The organism is Candidatus Kirkpatrickella diaphorinae (genome assembly GCF_025736875.1).
GTDB classification, from domain to species: domain Bacteria; phylum Pseudomonadota; class Alphaproteobacteria; order Acetobacterales; family Acetobacteraceae; genus Sorlinia; species Sorlinia diaphorinae.
In genome coordinates this window covers 1,506,999-1,523,660 of record NZ_CP107052.1, presented here as the reverse complement: position 1 = coordinate 1,523,660, position 16,662 = coordinate 1,506,999, and the positions used below count along the sequence as shown (strand labels likewise).

At 56.2% G+C, this 16,662-nt stretch carries 18 protein-coding genes and 3 tRNA genes; 16 read left to right on the top strand and 5 right to left on the bottom strand.

Annotated elements, in window-relative coordinates; all coding sequences use genetic code 11:
• Positions 1-44: 44 nt before the first annotated feature.
• From N5W20_RS06740 to N5W20_RS06705, 8 genes are all read left to right on the top strand, one after another.
• On the top strand, positions 45-1,310 hold the full coding sequence (locus N5W20_RS06740) for an SMP-30/gluconolactonase/LRE family protein (RefSeq protein WP_408869393.1): 1,266 nt from the start codon (positions 45-47) through the stop codon (positions 1,308-1,310).
• Positions 1,307-2,419 carry an L-dopachrome tautomerase-related protein gene (locus N5W20_RS06735; RefSeq protein WP_319806393.1) on the top strand — a complete coding sequence of 371 codons (1,113 nt, stop codon included), beginning with the start codon at positions 1,307-1,309 and terminating at the stop codon, positions 2,417-2,419. The genes N5W20_RS06740 and N5W20_RS06735 overlap by 4 nt, the downstream gene beginning before the upstream one ends.
• Positions 2,420-2,525: 106 nt before the next feature.
• The gene (locus N5W20_RS06730; RefSeq protein WP_319806392.1) at positions 2,526-3,107 is read left to right on the top strand and encodes a YagU family protein; all 582 of its coding nucleotides are present in this window, start codon (positions 2,526-2,528) and stop codon (positions 3,105-3,107) included.
• Positions 3,108-3,573: 466 nt separating this feature from the next.
• On the top strand, positions 3,574-3,945 hold the full coding sequence (locus N5W20_RS06725) for a hypothetical protein (protein ID WP_319806391.1): 372 nt from the start codon (positions 3,574-3,576) through the stop codon (positions 3,943-3,945).
• A complete protein-coding gene (locus N5W20_RS06720) occupies positions 3,929-4,510 on the top strand; it encodes a hypothetical protein (RefSeq protein ID WP_319806390.1) in 582 nt (193 codons plus the stop codon). Before N5W20_RS06725 ends, N5W20_RS06720 begins: the two co-directional genes overlap by 17 nt.
• A 200-nt stretch (positions 4,511-4,710) precedes the next feature.
• On the top strand, positions 4,711-5,460 hold the full coding sequence (locus N5W20_RS06715) for a C1 family peptidase (RefSeq protein ID WP_319806389.1): 750 nt from the start codon (positions 4,711-4,713) through the stop codon (positions 5,458-5,460).
• A gap of 137 nt (positions 5,461-5,597) precedes the next feature.
• Positions 5,598-6,023 (top strand): hypothetical protein, encoded by a 426-nt coding sequence (locus tag N5W20_RS06710; RefSeq protein ID WP_319806388.1) that lies wholly within the window; start codon positions 5,598-5,600, stop codon positions 6,021-6,023.
• Positions 6,024-6,067: 44 nt separating this feature from the next.
• Entirely contained in the window at positions 6,068-6,235 is a 168-nt protein-coding gene (locus N5W20_RS06705; RefSeq protein ID WP_319806387.1) for a hypothetical protein, read from the top strand.
• Between the two features lie 102 nt (positions 6,236-6,337).
• On the opposite strand, the gene N5W20_RS06700 is transcribed toward N5W20_RS06705, so the two are convergent.
• Positions 6,338-6,412, bottom strand: a tRNA-Thr gene (locus N5W20_RS06700).
• Positions 6,413-6,500: 88 nt separating this feature from the next.
• Here N5W20_RS06700 and N5W20_RS06695 point away from each other — a divergent pair.
• From N5W20_RS06695 to N5W20_RS06685, 3 genes are all read left to right on the top strand, one after another.
• On the top strand, positions 6,501-8,174 hold the full coding sequence (locus tag N5W20_RS06695; RefSeq protein WP_319806386.1) for a paraquat-inducible protein A: 1,674 nt from the start codon (positions 6,501-6,503) through the stop codon (positions 8,172-8,174).
• 152 nt (positions 8,175-8,326) lie between these two features.
• Complete coding sequence (locus tag N5W20_RS06690) at positions 8,327-9,934, top strand: PqiB family protein (RefSeq protein ID WP_408869443.1); 1,608 nt, start codon at positions 8,327-8,329, stop codon at positions 9,932-9,934.
• Between the two features lie 3 nt (positions 9,935-9,937).
• Positions 9,938-10,594: a PqiC family protein gene (locus tag N5W20_RS06685; RefSeq protein WP_319806384.1), complete on the top strand. Its 657-nt coding sequence runs from the start codon at positions 9,938-9,940 to the stop codon at positions 10,592-10,594.
• Positions 10,595-10,647: 53 nt separating this feature from the next.
• On the opposite strand, the gene nusG is transcribed toward N5W20_RS06685, so the two are convergent.
• The 3 genes from nusG to N5W20_RS06670 all read right to left on the bottom strand — a co-directional run bounded on the left by nusG (position 10,648) and on the right by N5W20_RS06670 (position 11,645).
• Complete coding sequence (nusG, locus tag N5W20_RS06680) at positions 10,648-11,178, bottom strand: transcription termination/antitermination protein NusG (protein WP_319806383.1); 531 nt, start codon at positions 11,176-11,178, stop codon at positions 10,648-10,650.
• A gap of 9 nt (positions 11,179-11,187) precedes the next feature.
• Positions 11,188-11,490 carry a preprotein translocase subunit SecE gene (secE, locus tag N5W20_RS06675; protein ID WP_319806382.1) on the bottom strand — a complete coding sequence of 101 codons (303 nt, stop codon included), beginning with the start codon at positions 11,488-11,490 and terminating at the stop codon, positions 11,188-11,190.
• Between the two features lie 78 nt (positions 11,491-11,568).
• Positions 11,569-11,645 (bottom strand) — tRNA-Trp (locus N5W20_RS06670).
• 184 nt (positions 11,646-11,829) lie between these two features.
• Between N5W20_RS06670 and N5W20_RS06665 the strand changes: the two genes are divergently transcribed.
• Positions 11,830-11,903: transfer RNA gene (locus tag N5W20_RS06665), tRNA-Gly, on the top strand.
• 194 nt (positions 11,904-12,097) lie between these two features.
• Here the strand turns inward: N5W20_RS06665 and N5W20_RS06660 are convergent.
• Positions 12,098-12,367, bottom strand: a complete 270-nt coding sequence (locus N5W20_RS06660) for a hypothetical protein (protein WP_319806381.1) — start codon at positions 12,365-12,367, stop codon at positions 12,098-12,100.
• Positions 12,368-13,039: 672 nt separating this feature from the next.
• Between N5W20_RS06660 and N5W20_RS06655 the strand changes: the two genes are divergently transcribed.
• Genes N5W20_RS06655 through N5W20_RS06640 form a run of 4 tightly spaced genes read left to right on the top strand, consistent with a single transcriptional unit; the run spans position 13,040 to position 16,614 of the window.
• Positions 13,040-14,179, top strand: coding sequence for a glycosyltransferase (locus tag N5W20_RS06655; protein WP_319806380.1), 1,140 nt, complete (start codon positions 13,040-13,042; stop codon positions 14,177-14,179).
• Positions 14,179-15,312, top strand: a complete 1,134-nt coding sequence (locus tag N5W20_RS06650) for an acyl-CoA dehydrogenase family protein (protein ID WP_319806379.1) — start codon at positions 14,179-14,181, stop codon at positions 15,310-15,312. The genes N5W20_RS06655 and N5W20_RS06650 overlap by 1 nt, the downstream gene beginning before the upstream one ends.
• A complete protein-coding gene (locus N5W20_RS06645) occupies positions 15,306-16,073 on the top strand; it encodes a PIG-L deacetylase family protein (protein ID WP_319806378.1) in 768 nt (255 codons plus the stop codon). Before N5W20_RS06650 ends, N5W20_RS06645 begins: the two co-directional genes overlap by 7 nt.
• Entirely contained in the window at positions 16,048-16,614 is a 567-nt protein-coding gene (locus N5W20_RS06640) for an SAM-dependent methyltransferase (RefSeq protein WP_319806377.1), read from the top strand. The genes N5W20_RS06645 and N5W20_RS06640 overlap by 26 nt, the downstream gene beginning before the upstream one ends.
• Positions 16,615-16,662: the final 48 nt, after the last annotated feature.

Here is a 16,662-nt window from a genome sequence, read left to right as displayed (position 1 = left end):
AATGTGTTGTATCGCCAGGACGTTAAAAAGTCAGAGGAACGCATATGATGTTTGAACGAACGCGGCTGGATCAAGTCGAGTCGACGAGTCAGGAAACCGCGTCGGTTGAAAATCGGTTGAGTTTAAGCCGCCGCACGGTGCTTTTAGGCGGCCTGGCCGGACTGGCCACGATGGATTCCGCCCGCGCCGTCGCGCGGCGGATACCGGTCGCACCGCCCAGTGTCATCAGTAATCCGCCACGGCTCTGGGGTGCGGGTGCACCTTACGCCTTCACGCCTGACCCTGATATTCTGACGCTTGACCCCGCATTTAACGACGTTCTTTACGGCAATGCCGGGCTGGAGCTCGCCTGGCGCGCCACGCAACACCACCCTGCGCGCTGGCTGGAGGGACCAGCCTGGTGCACGGAAGGGCGCTTTCTGCTGCTGAGTGATGTCGTGGGTGGCGTGCAATATCGTTATGCCCATGATGCGCATAATATCACGGTGTTCCGAAAAGAAAGTTACCACTCCAACGGAAACAGTTTTGACCGTGAAGGGCGCCTTCTGACCTGTGAGCACGGCCTCCGACGCGTGATCAGGTGGGAGCATGATGGAAGCTGCACGGTCATCGCAAAGGAATATCAGGGCGGGGAGCTCAATTCGCCCAATGATATCGTCGTGGCGGCGGATGGCGGCATCTGGTTTACCGATCCACCTTATGGTGATCGCTTGCTTGAGGGCCATCCCGATGCACCAATAGGCAATGGCGCGCCCGCATCCCGCCTCAAATGGAATCTCGATGCGGAAGTGATGACGGAAATCGGGGGGCGCGCGCATCGGGAGGCACATGTCTTCCATGTTGATCCGCACACGCTCGAAATTACCGCTGTGCTGTCCGCTGCGGAGTTGGCAGGCCCGAACGGGCTGTGCTTCTCCCCCGATGGGCGCGTGCTTTACATCGCTTCAAGCGAAATCGACACGTCCAGGTCAGGGGGTGGCCATTATAATCTCTATGCTTTCGACGTTGAGGGGAAAACCCTGCGCAATAAGCGCGTCTTTGCACATACAAATGTCGCGCAGCACAAATTGATGCCTGACGGCATCAAGGCGGATGTCAGCGGCAATATCTGGGTTGGCGTTTCCGGTTCCTTGGGTTTCGGGGGCGTGCTGGTCTATGATCCCTCAGGCAAATTGATCGGGCGTCTCAGACTTCCACGCAGCGTTTCGAATTTGACCTTCGGCGGAACGCAGCGCAATTGCCTGTTCATGTGCGCGAAGGACGCTATTTTCACTCTTGATGTCGCAACACAGGGAGCTGGCTACGCATGAAAAAGCTGTTCGTCCTCACCCTCACTCTCGCGGGGTTCTCCGTCGCGGCGCAGGCCGCGCCGACGCAACTTGAGGTGGTCAAAAAATTCCCGCCTGATTTCAACATGATCGGCGTGGGTGTCAGCCATAATGGGACGGTATTTGCCTCCGCCCCGGCGACCATAAAGCGTTACAGCGCCAGTGTCGTGCGCGTCGATGCCATGACCGGCGCCCTCATCCCCTTCCCGAATGCGGGATGGAACAGATTTGACGCTGACCCGGGTGATCGGCCCGTCTGGGTGTCCGTACCGGCTTTGTGGGTAGATGATGAAAATCACCTCTGGGTGCTCGACTCTTCTCTTCCCTCTGTTGATCAGAAAAAACTGCCACCCAAACTTGTGGAATTTGACCCCGCCTCCGGCAGGGTGCTGCGGACTTACCTTTTCAATCACGACATATTGCCGACAGACAGTCTCAATGATGTGCGCGTCGATACGAAAACCCGCACCGCCTATATCACCAATGAGTGGGATCGCGGCGGGCTGGTCGTGCTGAATCTGGATACGGGCGCTTATCGCCTTGTCCTGGCCAATACGCGCTCCGGCGTTGCGGATGAGCGGCAGCATCTTCATATTTACGGCCAGTTGGCGCGCAAGAAAGATGGTGGCCTCCCGGTTACGCAGGATGATGGTATCGCGCTTTCTGCTGATCGCAACTGGGTCTATTACCGTCCTTTGACCGACCATCATTATTACCGTATCCCCGCTGCCGCCCTGCGCGACACAAGCCTGACGGATAAGCAGCTTGATGCGAAGGTCCAATATCTTGGTCAGTCGGTGATGAGTGGCGGTATCGAGATGGACTCATGCGACCGCATCTGGGCGGGGGATATTGAGCATCACCGGCTCTATATGCTCACTTTGTCGAAAGATCAGAAAAGACTGATCCCGCACAAGATTTACGATAACCCGAAAGTGATGGACTGGGCCGATGGCTTCGCTATCGCGAATGGCTATCTTTACATCTCGGATTCACGCCTTGATGAATTGGCCTTCCGCAACAGCCGGCCCATTTCCGGTCCAACGACGATTTTCCGCATGAAGCTTCCTGCCTGCCAGATGAAGAAGTAACGCGCTTAACGGCTTATCGCGTCGGGGCGTCTCTCCGGCGCGCTGGATGCACAATGTGCAACCTTCGCCCGGTTGATGGTGGGAGTGACGCGATGCGTCAATTGTCATGATTTCAGATCAGGCTGGTTCAAGACGTTACAAAAAAGCTGATTACTGGACGGCGATGTGGGCGGGGTTCGTTGGGGGCAATATCGCCAGCTTCGTTAAATGGGGCAGCGAGATCCCTTTGCCGCCGAGAACCCCTGATCGCGTGAGCCCGCCAGCTAAGATGTTGCGGGATTGCGGTGTACCCGTGGATGACCTCGTCTATTTCTACGCCCAGCATGTCGTAAATCTTGGCGTGCTCCTCGTGCATCATGCCTTCTCTGTCATTTTCGCCATGGCCTATTGCCTTGGCTGTCTGCGCTTTCCCCGCTTCTCTCTGTGGCAGGGCGCGGCATTCGGTCTTGTGGTGACGGTCGGGTTCCATGGCATCGTCCTTCCCCTGGGGCGCTGGGCGCCGCCTTTATGGCAATTGCCATTCTCGGAAATCTTTTCTGAGAGTTTAGGCCATATTTTATGGGCCTGGGTGATAGAGGTGTTTCGACGTTACGCCTTTATGTCACGTCGTGTGCATTATGCCGAGCCGATCAACAGTGAGGGTCAGGTCATCCGGCATTTATTTCGTGAGCGTCCATTGCATTCCTGAAACGACATGCGCCGTGCGGGCGTCCCGGGATGCAGAGGCACCTGGCCTGATTTGTTCATCGGCCAATCTATGCGTCGCCCGTCGCCCGTCGCCATTTACCTGCGCGCGCGTTCAAAACCTCACGTGAGAATTTCAAGTAATATCTGTTCGGTCACGTTCGACCAAGCGGCGCTCTACGCCCTCCTATCGAGAAGGAAAGTCAGAAACGTGACCCGGGCGCGATGTGCCAGAAGTTTGCGGTCTCATCGCGTCAATCTGTTCCGTCCATGTCGTTTCCCCGCCCTGTATGGCGGCGCGATAGGTGCCTTTGATGGCGGCCTCATGGCCCCCGTTTTTTCAGGCGCTTCGGACGGGCGCGTCAGCGCTCAAACGCGCTGAACATAACCCGCAAACCGGACGCTCCGTCCTGATCATAAATTTAAGAGATGCACCGCCCTCCGGGGCGGTTTTTTATTGGAGGTGTTTCATGAATCTCAATCCGCTCTGCACCGAGCTTGTCAAAACCCTGCCGGAAAATTGGGCCGTTTACGCGCCCTTCGTCATCCTCATGCTTTCGGGGCTTTGCAATATTCTCGCTGTAGGGCTCAAGCCACCAACCTGGGGAAGTAAAAATTACACGGTCCGCAAAATCTATTATCTCCTGGTCACATGGGGCGCACTTAATCTCGGCCGTGCGTCAAATCGTCTGCAATGTGAACGCACGGGCCTTATGGTGAAACGCGACGATGCGGAAGCCGCTTCCAGTCTCCTGACCAAAGCGGGTTTCGATGTTCTGAAGCGCGACAATGACTCACAGAAAAACAAAAATTCAGGAACAACTGATGAAAAACATGTTTAGCCGTCGGGAGGCCCTGCGACTTTCTGCCGCCGCCGCCATCTTGGGGGCCTTGCCGGCTTGCACCGTCATTAACGGCAAAAACACAACAACCCTCGTCCTCAATGTTGCGAAGATCCGCGCCTACGCGCAGGCAGGTCTCAATGCCGCTTCAACGATCCTGTCGATACCCCCGGTCTCAGCGGCGCTGGGTGCGGGTGTCGCGGCGGCGATCTCAGTGGCAAGTGAAGGCGTCTCCGCAGCATTAAGCGCTTTTGAGTCGGAGGCCGGGGACCAGGTGACGATCGTCTATAATTCCGACAGCCTGAAATCGAAAGTCGATGCTCTGCTGACGGCGTTGGAAAATCTTTCACAAAGTCTCGCAAAAGCGCTGGCTTCTGTCTCGACGGAGCTGGATGAAAAGACGCGCGCCGACGTCACCACAGCTTTGGATGCGCTGAGCACGATTGTTGCCATCTTCCAAGCGCTCCTCAGCGGCACGATCGCTGTCGGCGCCCCCTATGGTCGCGCGCGTGGTCTGCCAATGACGGAGGCACAGGCACTCGCCGCACTTCATGTCACGGCGTGATGTGTCCATTGGCAGGTTCCCGCTGGGCTGAAAGACGCATCAAGGCGTGACTGACTGGAAAGGTCGCATTCTGGGGTAACAGGCTGTGACGGTGCCTGTAATCAGGCAGGCTCGGACAGGGCGCTCACCCGGCCTGAGACCGCATCGCGCATCGGCGCGACATTTTCAAACGAACAATAAGATCTCAAGGAGACATTTAAATGACCTATAAGCTCGGCAAGCGCCCCGCGAAGCGTGACCCGCGAACGTATCGCCTCACACCGGCCCTTGCCGCCCACTGGCCCACCGTGCCGGAGGAACAGGATTGGTCCGACAAGGTCGATTATCAGATGTGGGGCAATGACAAATGCGGCTGTTGCGGCCTGGCGTCCCAGGCGGGGTTAGTTGCAACCTGGACGAAAAACGCGCAGTCCCAAGTCCTGCTTTCCACCGATCAGGTGATCGCCAATTACGCGGACGTGTCCGGCTATGATCCGATGACGGGGGTTGGTGATGACGGCGTCATTCTTCTCGACCTGCTGAAAATCTGGCGCAAAAATGGCTTCCGGCGCCCCGGCCCGGACAAGGATCTCCTGACTGCTTTTGGCTATGTTGAGCGTAAGGATGTCATGTCCGTCAAACGCTGCATCGCCTTTCTGGGTGGGGTTATCGGCGGTGTGCAAATGGTGCAGGGCTTTATGGAGCTTGAGCCAGGGGCCACATGGGATCTCGACAAGGTTTCAAACCACAGGCCCGTTGGCGGCCATGCCATTGCCGTGACGGGTTACAATAAAGACGGGCTCTTTTTTGCCTCCTGGGGCGCGCGAAGCTTCATGCCCTGGGCGACGTGGGAATATATCTCCGACGAGAGTTACGGCCTGCTGAGCCGCCAAAACTGGCTGGGCGATAATGGCAAATCGCCGAAGAACCAGACATTCGATGCTCTGCTCAGTGAGATCAGCTCACTCTAACCTCTCCCCCCGATCGGTGGCTGGCAGCTCACGGCTGCCGGTCGGGACACCACCCCTCTGAAAACCAAGTCGAGCGCTGCACGGTCCGCCCCTTGCTTTGCCATTGTGACGCGCGAAAAATCGCTGGAAGAATAATCATGGTCAAAAATCATGTCACAAAAACGATACAGCCTGCACCCGTCCCGCGTCAGGCGCAGCGGGGCCCTGCCCGTCATCGTGCTGCGCGCGCTTCCAGCTTAAGTGGCGGATTATCGGTCGATAAGCTGGCCACCCTGCTGGGCCTGCCAGGCCGTATCGCGGCGCATGAAAGATTGACGGAATGCGGGTTTCAAATCCGGCTTTATGACCGCGACGGGAATGCGCAATATTGCCCGACAGAGGCAGCGGAAAAACATCTTGCCGTCGCGTCGGGGAACGCTGCTTCACGGGCTGATGGCATAAGATGTTGCACTGGTCCGGAGCCGGAAACGTCATGGCGCGCAACGATTGTGCCATTGCTTGAAGCAAGTCATGCTGACAGGCATGCGCACTCTTTTCCTCCTCGTCGGGAGAGGATCTTGTAAACGCGGCGCGTGCAGGGTGGGAGACGCCGCCCGACCGGGCAGCCATGGCCAGCTCTGTTATGAAAGTCCTGCACGCGATCGATTATCTGCAAGATCCAGGCGGTAAAACGCTCGCCGATGTTCAGCAACGTCTTCTGGACGCCGCAAAGACGCTCGGCACGCTTTGGGCTGAGACGGAAAAGACGCGTATCAACAACCCGCCAGATCGATAAATGTCAATTTCAAGTGCGGGAGAGGCACAGAGTGACGCGCGACATTGAGGAGGGGGAGCAGGGCTGAGGATGGGCTCAGCCCGTCACGCATTCGTGAAAAACTGGTGCCGACACTCGGAATTGAACCGAGGACCTACTGATTACGAATCAGTTGCTCTACCCCTGAGCTATGTCGGCCTGTTGGCGGAGCTATAGCGAAGCTTTGCAGAAATCGCAACAGCCTATAGGGTGGGTGCGTTAGCGCTGGTGTGCCTGAAAAGACTTGATGATGCGATCTTCCTTCCTGAAACGTCTTCATAAAAAAATGATGGTCCGCGTCAAACGTTTTGACGATCGGGTTTACAGCCTTTTAAGTCGTTTCGGACGGGGGCGGCACGGGCAGGCAATTTTGCAGGTGGCGCAACATCATTTCGGCGCTGAGCGGGTCAACCGATTTGGCCGATTTCTCCATGCATGTCTGACGCCAGCCCATTTGCGGCATGACCCTGCAGGCGCGCTGAGATCCATGTCCGTTGTGCAGGGTTTGCATGAATGCCCGACTTGCGGGCTGTTCCAGACATTGCTGGAGGTGGCGCCGGGCCAGGTCGCCTATTGTCGACGCTGCGATGAGGCCCTCGTGCGCCGGCGCAGAACTTCGCCCCTCGCGACGCCGATTGCTTTCTGCATGACGTCCTTCGCGCTTTACATCGCGCTTCTCTGCTCAAATCTGATGACGCTTGATGCAAAAGGGCGCGTCAACACAATTTCCATCCTGACGGGCGTCTATCAGCTTGCCAAGCAGGGCTATGGTGAGATTGGCGCCATCGTTGCCATGACGACCTTCATCATGCCCGGCATTGTCATCGTCCTCATGGGCATCGTGCTTTACGGGGCCAGCCGCGCAGCGGGTACGGATTGGACGGCCCACATTCTTAAATGGTATCGCCGCCTGCGGGAATGGGCGATGATTGAAGTCTATATTCTCGGCGTGTTCGTGGCCTATACCAAACTTGTCGATCTGGCTCTGGTTGATCTCCAGCCAGGCGTTTTTCTCGTCGCGGCCATCATGATCACCATGGCCACAACTGATTCGACGCTGGATACGGAGCGCGTCTGGGACGCCCAGAAAATGGGGATGAATGACCAGGCATTCCGCACGGAATCGGGCTTTTTACGATGTGTTGATGTCACAACCGATCCCATTCCACCGCATGACCAGATGGCGTCATGCCTCACATGTGGCCTGGTCATCGCGTCGTCCGAGCCCGTTGCGCCGACACATGCTTTCGGGCGGTGCCCCCGATGCGCCGCGTTTATCTCAAGACGAAAAGCCAATGCGCTGAGCAATGCCACGTCACTCCTCGTCGCGGGGGTGCTCGCTTATATCCCGGCAAATCTCTTCCCCGTCATGACATTCATGAAAGTGGGGCAGCGGGACACGAGCACCATTATTCATGGTGCGATTGAGCTATGGCAATCAAATCTCGTACCGCTCTCACTCCTCGTTATTTTTGCGAGTATCTGCGTGCCCGTGCTTAAAATCGTCGGGCTCGGGACAATGGTGTTCAGCGCGGCAACGGGGCGTCGGCGGCATCTCAAAGGGTTGACGAAACTTTACCGGGTGATTGACTTCATCGGCAGATGGTCCATGATCGACGTGTTTATGATCTCGATCCTTGTCGCAGTCGTGCGCTTTGGTTTTCTTGCCAATGTCCGTGCTGAGCCGGGCGTTGTCTTCTTCACCTTTGTCGTGATTGCGACAATCTTCGCCGTGCACAGCTTCGATATTCGCTGTCTCTGGGATGGTGCGGGCAGGAATGGTGCTGAACTTGCCAGGAACGTACGCGTCAGGCGGGCGTATCCTTTTTTCAGCTTCCGGCGTAACCGTGCGCTCATGAAGGGAGCCCGGCGCGTCAAAGCGGCGGCACAGGCCGGAGATCTGGAGTCGGAGAAAGCGTGAGCGATCGAAATGTACCCGCCCATCATCGGGCGAATCACTCTAAAGGACATGACGAGCATCATGGTGAGGAGGATGGTCATCACGATGATCATGCAAAGCGCCAGGCCGGTGAGCATCATGGCCAGGCTGGCGTCAGGCCAACACGTTTTTCGATCATCTGGCTCCTTCCCATTCTTGCTGTTCTCATTGCGGGTTACCTTATTTTCCGCAGTCTGTCTGATCGTGGACCGGATATCACCCTGACATTCGATACAGCTGAAGGGCTGACGGCGGGACAGACGCAGGTCAAGAACAAAGCCGTCTCGCTTGGCACAGTACAGAAAATCGAGCTTTCAGAGGATATGCATCGTGTCGTCGTGCATATTCGCATGAAGTCGAGCACCGAACATATCCTGACGGAAAAGACGCGATTCTGGGTTGTGCGGCCGCGTATCAACGGGGCGAGTGTCACGGGGCTTGAGACGCTGCTTTCAGGGGCCTACATCGCGATCGACCCAGGCCCACCCGGGGGCCACCCGCAGAAAAATTTTGTCGGGCTTGAAAGCGCGCCGGGTGTGCGTTCCGACCAGCCTGGATCGACCTTTGTGCTCTTCACCCCGACATTAGGCTCCATCGGTGAGGGGGCGCCGGTGTTTTTCCGGGATAAGGTGGTGGGAGAAATTCTGGGCTATACCATGCCACCGGGTGGGGAAGGGCCGATCCTGCTTCAGGCTTTCATCCGATCCCCCTACGACCATTATCTCCATCGTGATTCCCGCTTCTGGAATGTTTCAGGCGTGCAGGTCGGTCTGGGTGCGGGCGGGCTGAAAGTGCAACTGACCTCATTTCAGGCGCTGCTTTCCGGCGGTGTTGCTTTCGGGCTGCCACCCGGCGCGCATGATGCGAAAGGCGATTTCGCACCCCCGAATTCCGTCTTCAAGCTTTACCGGAGTGAGCAGGACGCGAAAAACGCCAACAGCTATCATAAGCTGAAAGTTATCACTTACCTCGATAACTCGGTCAAAGGCCTCTCCAAAGGTGCCGATGTAACAATGTTCGGGATCAATGTCGGGACTGTCCTTGATGTGGCCCTGAAGGTCGACCCGGAGACGGCTAAGGCGCAGGTGCGCGTGACGTTGCAATTGGAGCTGGAGAGGCTTCTGCCGGGTGACCGACATGCGGAGACGAACAAGAATGAAGTGCTCTCCGCTTTGATCGCGCATGGGATGCGCGCTTCGATGACGACGGTCAGTTTCCTGACGGGTGAGTCGGCAATTGCGTTGACTTTCGTGAAAAAAGGCAAACCCGAGACGATTGATTATGAGGATGATATACCCATCGTGCCGAGCATCTCGGGCGGGTTTGACGGTATCCTGGCGTCCGTCTCCACCATTATGGACAAGATTGCCGCCATGCCGTTGACGCAGTTGGGTGACCATGCAAACGACCTCGTCACCCATGCTGATGAGCGCATCAATAGTGCGGAAGTCAAGCAATCCCTTGTTTCATTGCGCGACTCTCTGCGACATCTCTCCAGCTTGAGCCGTCAGATGGATCAAGGTGTTAAACCGCTGATGAAGCGATTGCCGGAGATGAGCCGTCAGCTTGACCTGACCCTGAAAAATGCGCGACAGCTTATGGCGACTTATGGTGGCGACGCTGATTTCAAGCGGGATCTGCAAAGCATGATCATCCAGTTGACGCAATCGGCGCGTTCCATACGTTTCCTGACAACGTATCTCAATAACCATCCTTCGGCCCTGATCACGGGGAGGCACTGAACCATGTCGCGACCCAACTCCTCCTCCCTCTTCAGAAGGCGAACCCGACAATATCTGATGGGGGTTGCGGGTATAACGGCGTTACTCGCCGCCAGTGGCTGCGGGCGGGACCCGACCCTCTATACCATCGTTGCTGTGCCGGGGCCGGTCACGTCCGTGCCTGCCTCCCGCATGTCAGGTGTCTGGCCGAAAGTTGTTGAAGTGCGGACACCAGTCGTCTCGACCATGCTGGACCGAGATGAGATTGTGCGGCAAAGCCGGGATTATAAGTTGCGGCTTGCTAAAGGGGATGCCTGGGCGCAGCCCTTGGGCGAGACGATTGGGCAGGCCCTGACGCTGGATATTGCGCAGCGTCTGCCGGGGATCACTGTTTTTGCGCAGAATGACGCTGTTGACACGCACCCTCAAGCCTATGTCGAATTAACCGTGACGGCGTTCAACCAGAATCAGCAAAGTGAGGCGGTGATTCAGGGGAGTTTGGCTGTTCATCCGGCGGAGGAGGGGCCTGGCCCGGTTCAGACAACGCCATTTTATGAGACGATGAAGCTACCTTCAAACGGGTCAGCGCAACTCGTTTATGCGTTGAGCCAGCTTTTATCTCACATTGCCGATAAGGCAGTCGCGCAGATCCGGACCTGCCCGGTTCCGAAAACCGACTAGGTGACGCGCGCGATGACCCCCGCCGGATAGCGAGGGTTATCCTTTATATCGTCTTAAAGCTTCTCGACCTGATTATATTCAAGATCAACCGGTGTGGAACGTCCGAAGATGAGGACGCTGACTTTGAGACGCGCGCGCTCCTCATCCACTTCCTCAATGACACCATTGAAAGAGGTGAAGGGACCGTCAGCGACGCGGATCTGCTCACCCACTTCAAAGCGCATGGCGGAGCGGGGACGCTCCAGCCCTTCCTGCGCCTGTTTGATGATGCGCTCGGCCTCGGCATCCGTCATGGGTGACGGTTTGGTGCGTGACCCCAGAAAGCCCGTGACTTTCGGCGTGTCCTTGACAAGGTGCCACGCATCGTCGGAGAGCTCCATTTTGACGAGCACATAACCGGGGAAAAATTTCCGCTCCGCATTAACCTTACGGCCGCGACGCACTTCCGTCACATCTTCAGAGGGGACAAGCACTTCCTCAAACTGGTCAGCAAGCCCCTTCTGGACGGCTTGTTCCTTGATGTGGGACGCGACTTTTTTCTCAAAGCCGGAATAAACGTGCACAACATACCAGCGCTTAGCCATGGCCTTAACTTAGCCTCCAAAGCCCAAAATTTCGCGCACGCCCAAACCAATCAGCTGGTCGACAACGAAAAAGAATATAGACGTCAACGCGGCCATCGCCAGAACAGCGATTGAGGTGATGACCGTGACACGGCGCGTGGGCCAGGTGATTTTGCCCCCTTCCGCACGGACGTCCTTAAGAAATTGCATCAGCTTGAAGCGCGCAGCCGGTTTGGCCGCCGACTTTCCCCCCTCGCGGCCGGATGCGGCAGCAGGCTTGCTTTTATTTTGCTGCGACGTCTTCGCGCCGCGTTGGGGAGTTGAGACCGACACCGTCATCCTCTGCTGCGAAACTTTTGATTATGGCTATATGGCAGATCGCGCCACAAACGCCAAGCAAGAAACTGTGCCTGGCAGGGGCGGAGGGTCTCGAACCCGCAACCTCCGGTTTTGGAGACCGGCGCTCTAGCCAATTGAGCTACACCCCTAAAGGATCACATTCCATCCCCGGAGCCGCATCGTAAAATGCAGCCCGATGACAGGAAGTCCTCGGAGCGGTAATGCGTTTACGGGCGGGATAAGTCAAGAGGGTTTTATCGCGATTATGCCCTCACAAGCCCTTGCATCAACGTGATGGGAGCGGTATGGGAGGCTTAGGAAGCGACTTTCGGCGCGGGCGTAGCATAGTGGTAATGCAGTAGCCTTCCAAGCTTCTGAGGAGGGTTCGATTCCCTTCGCCCGCTCCATATCTCCCGGGAAAATTTGTGAGGCAACGTCGGACGCCGTGAGGCTTCCGGGCGTGGGGTTTGAGCCTGACAAGGTTGTTGCCGGCATGTCAGGTTACCTCGTCAGAGAGAAGCGCAACGAAAACAGGCGGGGCCATAAGCGCCGCCTGTCACTTTAATCCACCCGTATCTATCGTATCTTGGTCGGGCCTGGCTCAATCCCCTTTTTCACATCGTCGCAAAATCTCATCGACTTCCCTCGCGAGGCGCTGTGTGTAGCGCTTCAACTCGTCGAAGGACGCGTTCGGGTCAACGTCATCAAAATCGATCGGCATGCGGGGTTTTTCGCTGTCTGCATGTGCTAGGGCGAGATGGTGGATAATCTCGTCTTCAAACGTTCGACGATTTTTATCGGCGGATTTACTAATCCATTTCCTGAGATCCAAGGGAATGGACAGTTGGGTTGAGGGATGTTTGTGCGTCATGGCAGGAAATTACGACGATTTTATGGATTTTTCAACGGTAATTAAGCGATTCGGAGACGGTTTCGCCGCTTAATGACACGACCAAAACTCAGTGCGACATAATTTTCAACGGTCAAACACATTATATAGCATAGTCATTACCAAAATATTACAACTATAAGCAGTAAAGCAACCGAAACGTCTATTTTTCGCACCTGCAGGTTGTATCCTCAACCTGGATACACATGCATGATAATCCGCAACAATAAATGCAGCACCTTGAGCCCGTGCGCGACGCCCGCTCAGAATCCAATGACGAAATTGGGTCGGTTCTCGTCATCAATCCATCTTGTCAGAGACGACATGGCATCAAACTGCCAGCAAAGATGTCTCCCGGATTTTTTCGATTATGTGGAAAGTTACCCCATTTATTAAACGCGATATCAGCCCACCCCCAACCAAAATCGCGCCGACGCGCGATACAATGTTCGCGCCAATCCTATGCTTCAGCGTAATCGCTCCTTAACGAATGATTTGAGTCAGGAAAGGTGAATCGACAGTCATCGGGCATCATTTACTTTGCGATGCGAACTTAATGAATTCTGAAGCGTAAGGGTCCTCGGCGCGTGCAACGAGATTGCACGCTCTTTTGTCTGGATCGACAACGTCGCCAGGCACGTTGGGAAGAGGCCGATGGGACTTTCAGTATTTAAAAACGACTTTTTTATTAAGTCTGTCAAACCATTTGAATATGCAATCGCCATCCCCGCATGTAACGAAGAAACCTACATAGAACGATGTCTGAAAGCCTGCTCATTTTCCATGAGTTCCTTCAAAGTGCACGGGGCTATTGTCCTTCTAATTAATAACTCTCACGATAACACATTGAATCTGGCCAAGGATTGGGCCAATTCTTCCGAAACGCCTGTTCTGATCGTTGATGTCAAATTTCCCCCTGCGCTCTCCCACGCGGGCAAGGCGCGGCAGACGGCGCTCGGTGTTGCAAGTAAATGTGTTTCCAGACAGGGTTATCTGCTCACGACAGATGCTGACTCTCACCCCTACCCCGATTGGGTTGAAAATTCCATCAGCCCGATGGAAGCGGGAAGAGCGGATATGGTGTGCGGCCAGATCTTTCTGGACCCCGAGGCCGCAGAGCGCCTTCCGGACCTCATCCTCAAACGCGGCGATATTGAGGAAGAATATCGCACCATCTCAAGAGAGATCAACCAACTCATCAACCCGGACCCCGTCAATGCCTGGCCCTTCCATGGCCAGACAAGTGGCGCTTCCATCGCCGTGACGGCTCGGGCCTATCGCGCGGTCGGTGGACTTCCCGCCGTGCCTGTCGGTGAGGACAGGGCACTTGCCAGAGCTTTCGAAACGCATGATCTGCCAATTTTATATTCTGACGATGTTAAAGTCTGGACATCGTCCCGTTTAGGCGGGCGGGCGAAAGGCGGGATGGCGGACACAATTGCCGCACGTGTCGCCGGGCGCAAACATATCTGTGATGAGTCGGTGGAGCTGGCCGACGCAATGTTATCACGCGCATTATGGCGGTTCAAATTCCGGCATGCTTACGCGACCTCCCAGAACCTCGACGCCATCTATGCTGAGGCCGGGATTGATGTTGCGACAAATATCCCGGATTTCGGGACGTTTGGTGCATTATGGTCTTACGTGGAAGATAACAGCCCGCTCCTTGCCAAAAGGCGCTTATCCTGGGAGGAAATGTATCTCGAACTCCCCAAATTGAAGAAAATCCGGGAGGATGTCAGGGCGATGGTCCGGCCGCGTTCGAAACGTATGCAGATGAGTCGGGCGCAATAATGGACGTTGCCCAACTTCAATCCGGCGTGAATGATCGATTTGAGGCGGCGCTGCACGCAATTGCCGCGCGCGCCGACGCAGCGGAGCGAGATCCGCAAGGCCTGGAAACTGAAGTTGCGTTGCTGGCGAAAGCCGGCATCCTGGCTGCTTGCCTGCCTGCAAATTATGGTGGTGAGGGCCTCGCCACGTCGCCTGAAGCATCGGTGAGTTTGTTCGATGTGCTCCGGCGGATCGGCCAGGCCAATCTTTCCCTCGGTCGGCTCTTTGAAGGCCATGTCAATGCTGTCAAACTCGTCTCACTTTATGGCGGGGCGACGGCTCTTGAGGAAATGTCCCGCGTTGTTTCTGAAGGCGGGCTCCTCGGCGTCTGGGGCGCGAACGGTCGAAAACCCCTTCGCTATGTGGCGGCGCGCGGGACATATCGCCTTTCCGGTGAAAAAATCTTTGCTTCCGGCTTGGGCCTGGTGCGTCTGGCGGTCGTCACGATGCATGCTTCAGAAACGCCCGACACGCCACCGCAACTCGCTCTGATTGAGGTGACGGAAAAACGCAGACAGGATGCCTCCCATTGGGACGCGACCGGTATGAAGGCCACCATGTCCGGCCGGTTTGACTTTTCAGATATGTGCATCAGCGATGCGCATTGCCTCGGTGAACCCGGAATCTATGAGCGTGAACCTCATTTTGAGGGGGGCGTTTGGCGTTATTGCGCGGTGCATCTTGGCGGGGTTGAAGCATTGCTGCTTCTTTGGCGAGACATGCTTCTCTCTCGCGGGCGCTTCAATGATTCTTTCCAATTAAGCCGTTATGCGCGTGCCGTAAGCCTGGCCCGCGCCATGGCGAGCCTCTTGAAAGAGACCGCATCGAAACTCCCCCCTGACTCCGTGACAGATGCTTATCTTATCGAGAAATTCGTGACGGCTGCGCTCCTTGCGCGCCAGTTTTCTGAGGAGGTCTGTCTGGAAGTTCTCGCTTTGGCGGAGAAGTCACTCGGCACCTCTGCTTTCCGACCCGGCCCTCTGGAACGTATCCGGCGGGATCTTTCACTCTATGTCCGCCAAGCTGTGCCGGATGAGAAGCTGGAAAGGGCGGGGCGTGCCTTGGCGAAAATGGAAGGTGCGCCCTCATGGTGACGGCTTTTGCGCAAGGCACTTTACTGCAGGCTGCCCCTCAGGCGCCATGGGCCAAGAATGACGCGCTGACTGAGGGCAAAGCGGTGATGGTTCTGGCGCCGCACCCTGATGATGAGAGTTTGGGATGCGGCGGCGCCCTCGCAGCGGCGATTGAATCCGGGCAGGATGTCACGGTTGTCGCGCTGACAGATGGCGGCGGCTCCCATCCTAAATCGAAAGAATATCCTGCCGGAAAATTAGCCGCCTTGCGTGAGGAAGAGTTAAAGGCGGCCGTGACATGCCTGTCATCCGGCAAAGCCCGCGTGATGTTCCTCCGCTACCCGGATCAGGGTGTGCCGGAGACGGCGCACGGTCGACAGGAGATCGTTGCACGCCTCGCAGAGATCGTCGAATCCCGTCATATCGGCACGATCTGGACGACATGGAAGGGAGATCCGCACCCGGATCACAAAGCGGCAAATGATATTGCCCGGATGTTGGTCAGGCAGCGTCCCGACCTTCATCTATGGTCCTTTCCCGTCTGGGGGCGCTTCGTGACGACGGCGCTGACATCATGGCGTGGGATGGTCCGGTTCGACACAACGACATATCGTCAGAGGAAAGCGGCCGCCATCGCGGCGCATCGATCTCAAATGACGCACCTTATCACGGATGATCCTGATGGATTTGTCATGGATCGGGAGATGCAATTGCATTTTCTGGAAAGTCCGGAATATTTTTTGCGAGAAACCGGGGATGAGTCACCGAGCACAGCAATTTAACGATATTTACGCGGCGAATATTGATCCCTGGGGCTTTCGCACGACGGCTTATGAGAGAGACAAATATCAGGCGACACTCGCCGTCCTCCCGCGGCCGATTTATCAACTTGGCATTGAGGCGGGATGTTCCATCGGGGAGTTGACCCACCTACTGGCGCCCCGATGTCAGGAGCTGATCGGGATTGACGTCTCAGACGTCGCCTTACGGGAGGCGTCCCGGCGGAATGTCGAATTCAGGCATGTTCATTTTGTCAAAGGTGAACTCCCCGCCGCGTGGCCGGATGTCAGGCCGGATCTCATCATGTTATCCGAAGTGTTATACTTTCTAAGTGAGAGCGAAATCAGGATGCTCGCCCGTCGCATTGCTCTGAGATGGCAACGCAAGTCCCATTGTGTGCTCGTGAATTACCTCGGAGATACGCGCCAACCCCTTCAGGGGCCTCAGGCGGCCGACATTTTTATGCAAGCGCTCCCTGACGCGGATCACATTTTGCAATCTGTCCGTGATGGTTTTCAGATTGACCTGATCCAGGCGCATTGATTGTTAGGGCGACTCCTCGGCAATCCCCGTCTGACCGTCAGGCGTCGC

Coding starts and splice junctions, on each gene's coding strand:
- N5W20_RS06655 (WP_319806380.1), top strand. CDS start 13,040: ATGGGACTTTCAGTATTTAAAAACGACTTTTTTATTAAGTCTGTCAAA.
- N5W20_RS06710 (WP_319806388.1), top strand. CDS start 5,598: ATGGTCAAAAATCATGTCACAAAAACGATACAGCCTGCACCCGTCCCG.
- N5W20_RS06730 (WP_319806392.1), top strand. CDS start 2,526: ATGATTTCAGATCAGGCTGGTTCAAGACGTTACAAAAAAGCTGATTAC.
- N5W20_RS06705 (WP_319806387.1), top strand. CDS start 6,068: ATGGCCAGCTCTGTTATGAAAGTCCTGCACGCGATCGATTATCTGCAA.
- N5W20_RS06650 (WP_319806379.1), top strand. CDS start 14,179: ATGGACGTTGCCCAACTTCAATCCGGCGTGAATGATCGATTTGAGGCG.
- N5W20_RS06720 (WP_319806390.1), top strand. CDS start 3,929: ATGAAAAACATGTTTAGCCGTCGGGAGGCCCTGCGACTTTCTGCCGCC.
- N5W20_RS06695 (WP_319806386.1), top strand. CDS start 6,501: ATGATGCGATCTTCCTTCCTGAAACGTCTTCATAAAAAAATGATGGTC.
- nusG (WP_319806383.1), bottom strand. CDS start 11,178: ATGGCTAAGCGCTGGTATGTTGTGCACGTTTATTCCGGCTTTGAGAAA.
- N5W20_RS06640 (WP_319806377.1), top strand. CDS start 16,048: ATGAGTCACCGAGCACAGCAATTTAACGATATTTACGCGGCGAATATT.
- N5W20_RS06725 (WP_319806391.1), top strand. CDS start 3,574: ATGAATCTCAATCCGCTCTGCACCGAGCTTGTCAAAACCCTGCCGGAA.
- N5W20_RS06685 (WP_319806384.1), top strand. CDS start 9,938: ATGTCGCGACCCAACTCCTCCTCCCTCTTCAGAAGGCGAACCCGACAA.
- N5W20_RS06740 (WP_408869393.1), top strand. CDS start 45: ATGATGTTTGAACGAACGCGGCTGGATCAAGTCGAGTCGACGAGTCAG.
- N5W20_RS06660 (WP_319806381.1), bottom strand. CDS start 12,367: ATGACGCACAAACATCCCTCAACCCAACTGTCCATTCCCTTGGATCTC.
- N5W20_RS06715 (WP_319806389.1), top strand. CDS start 4,711: ATGACCTATAAGCTCGGCAAGCGCCCCGCGAAGCGTGACCCGCGAACG.
- N5W20_RS06645 (WP_319806378.1), top strand. CDS start 15,306: ATGGTGACGGCTTTTGCGCAAGGCACTTTACTGCAGGCTGCCCCTCAG.
- N5W20_RS06735 (WP_319806393.1), top strand. CDS start 1,307: ATGAAAAAGCTGTTCGTCCTCACCCTCACTCTCGCGGGGTTCTCCGTC.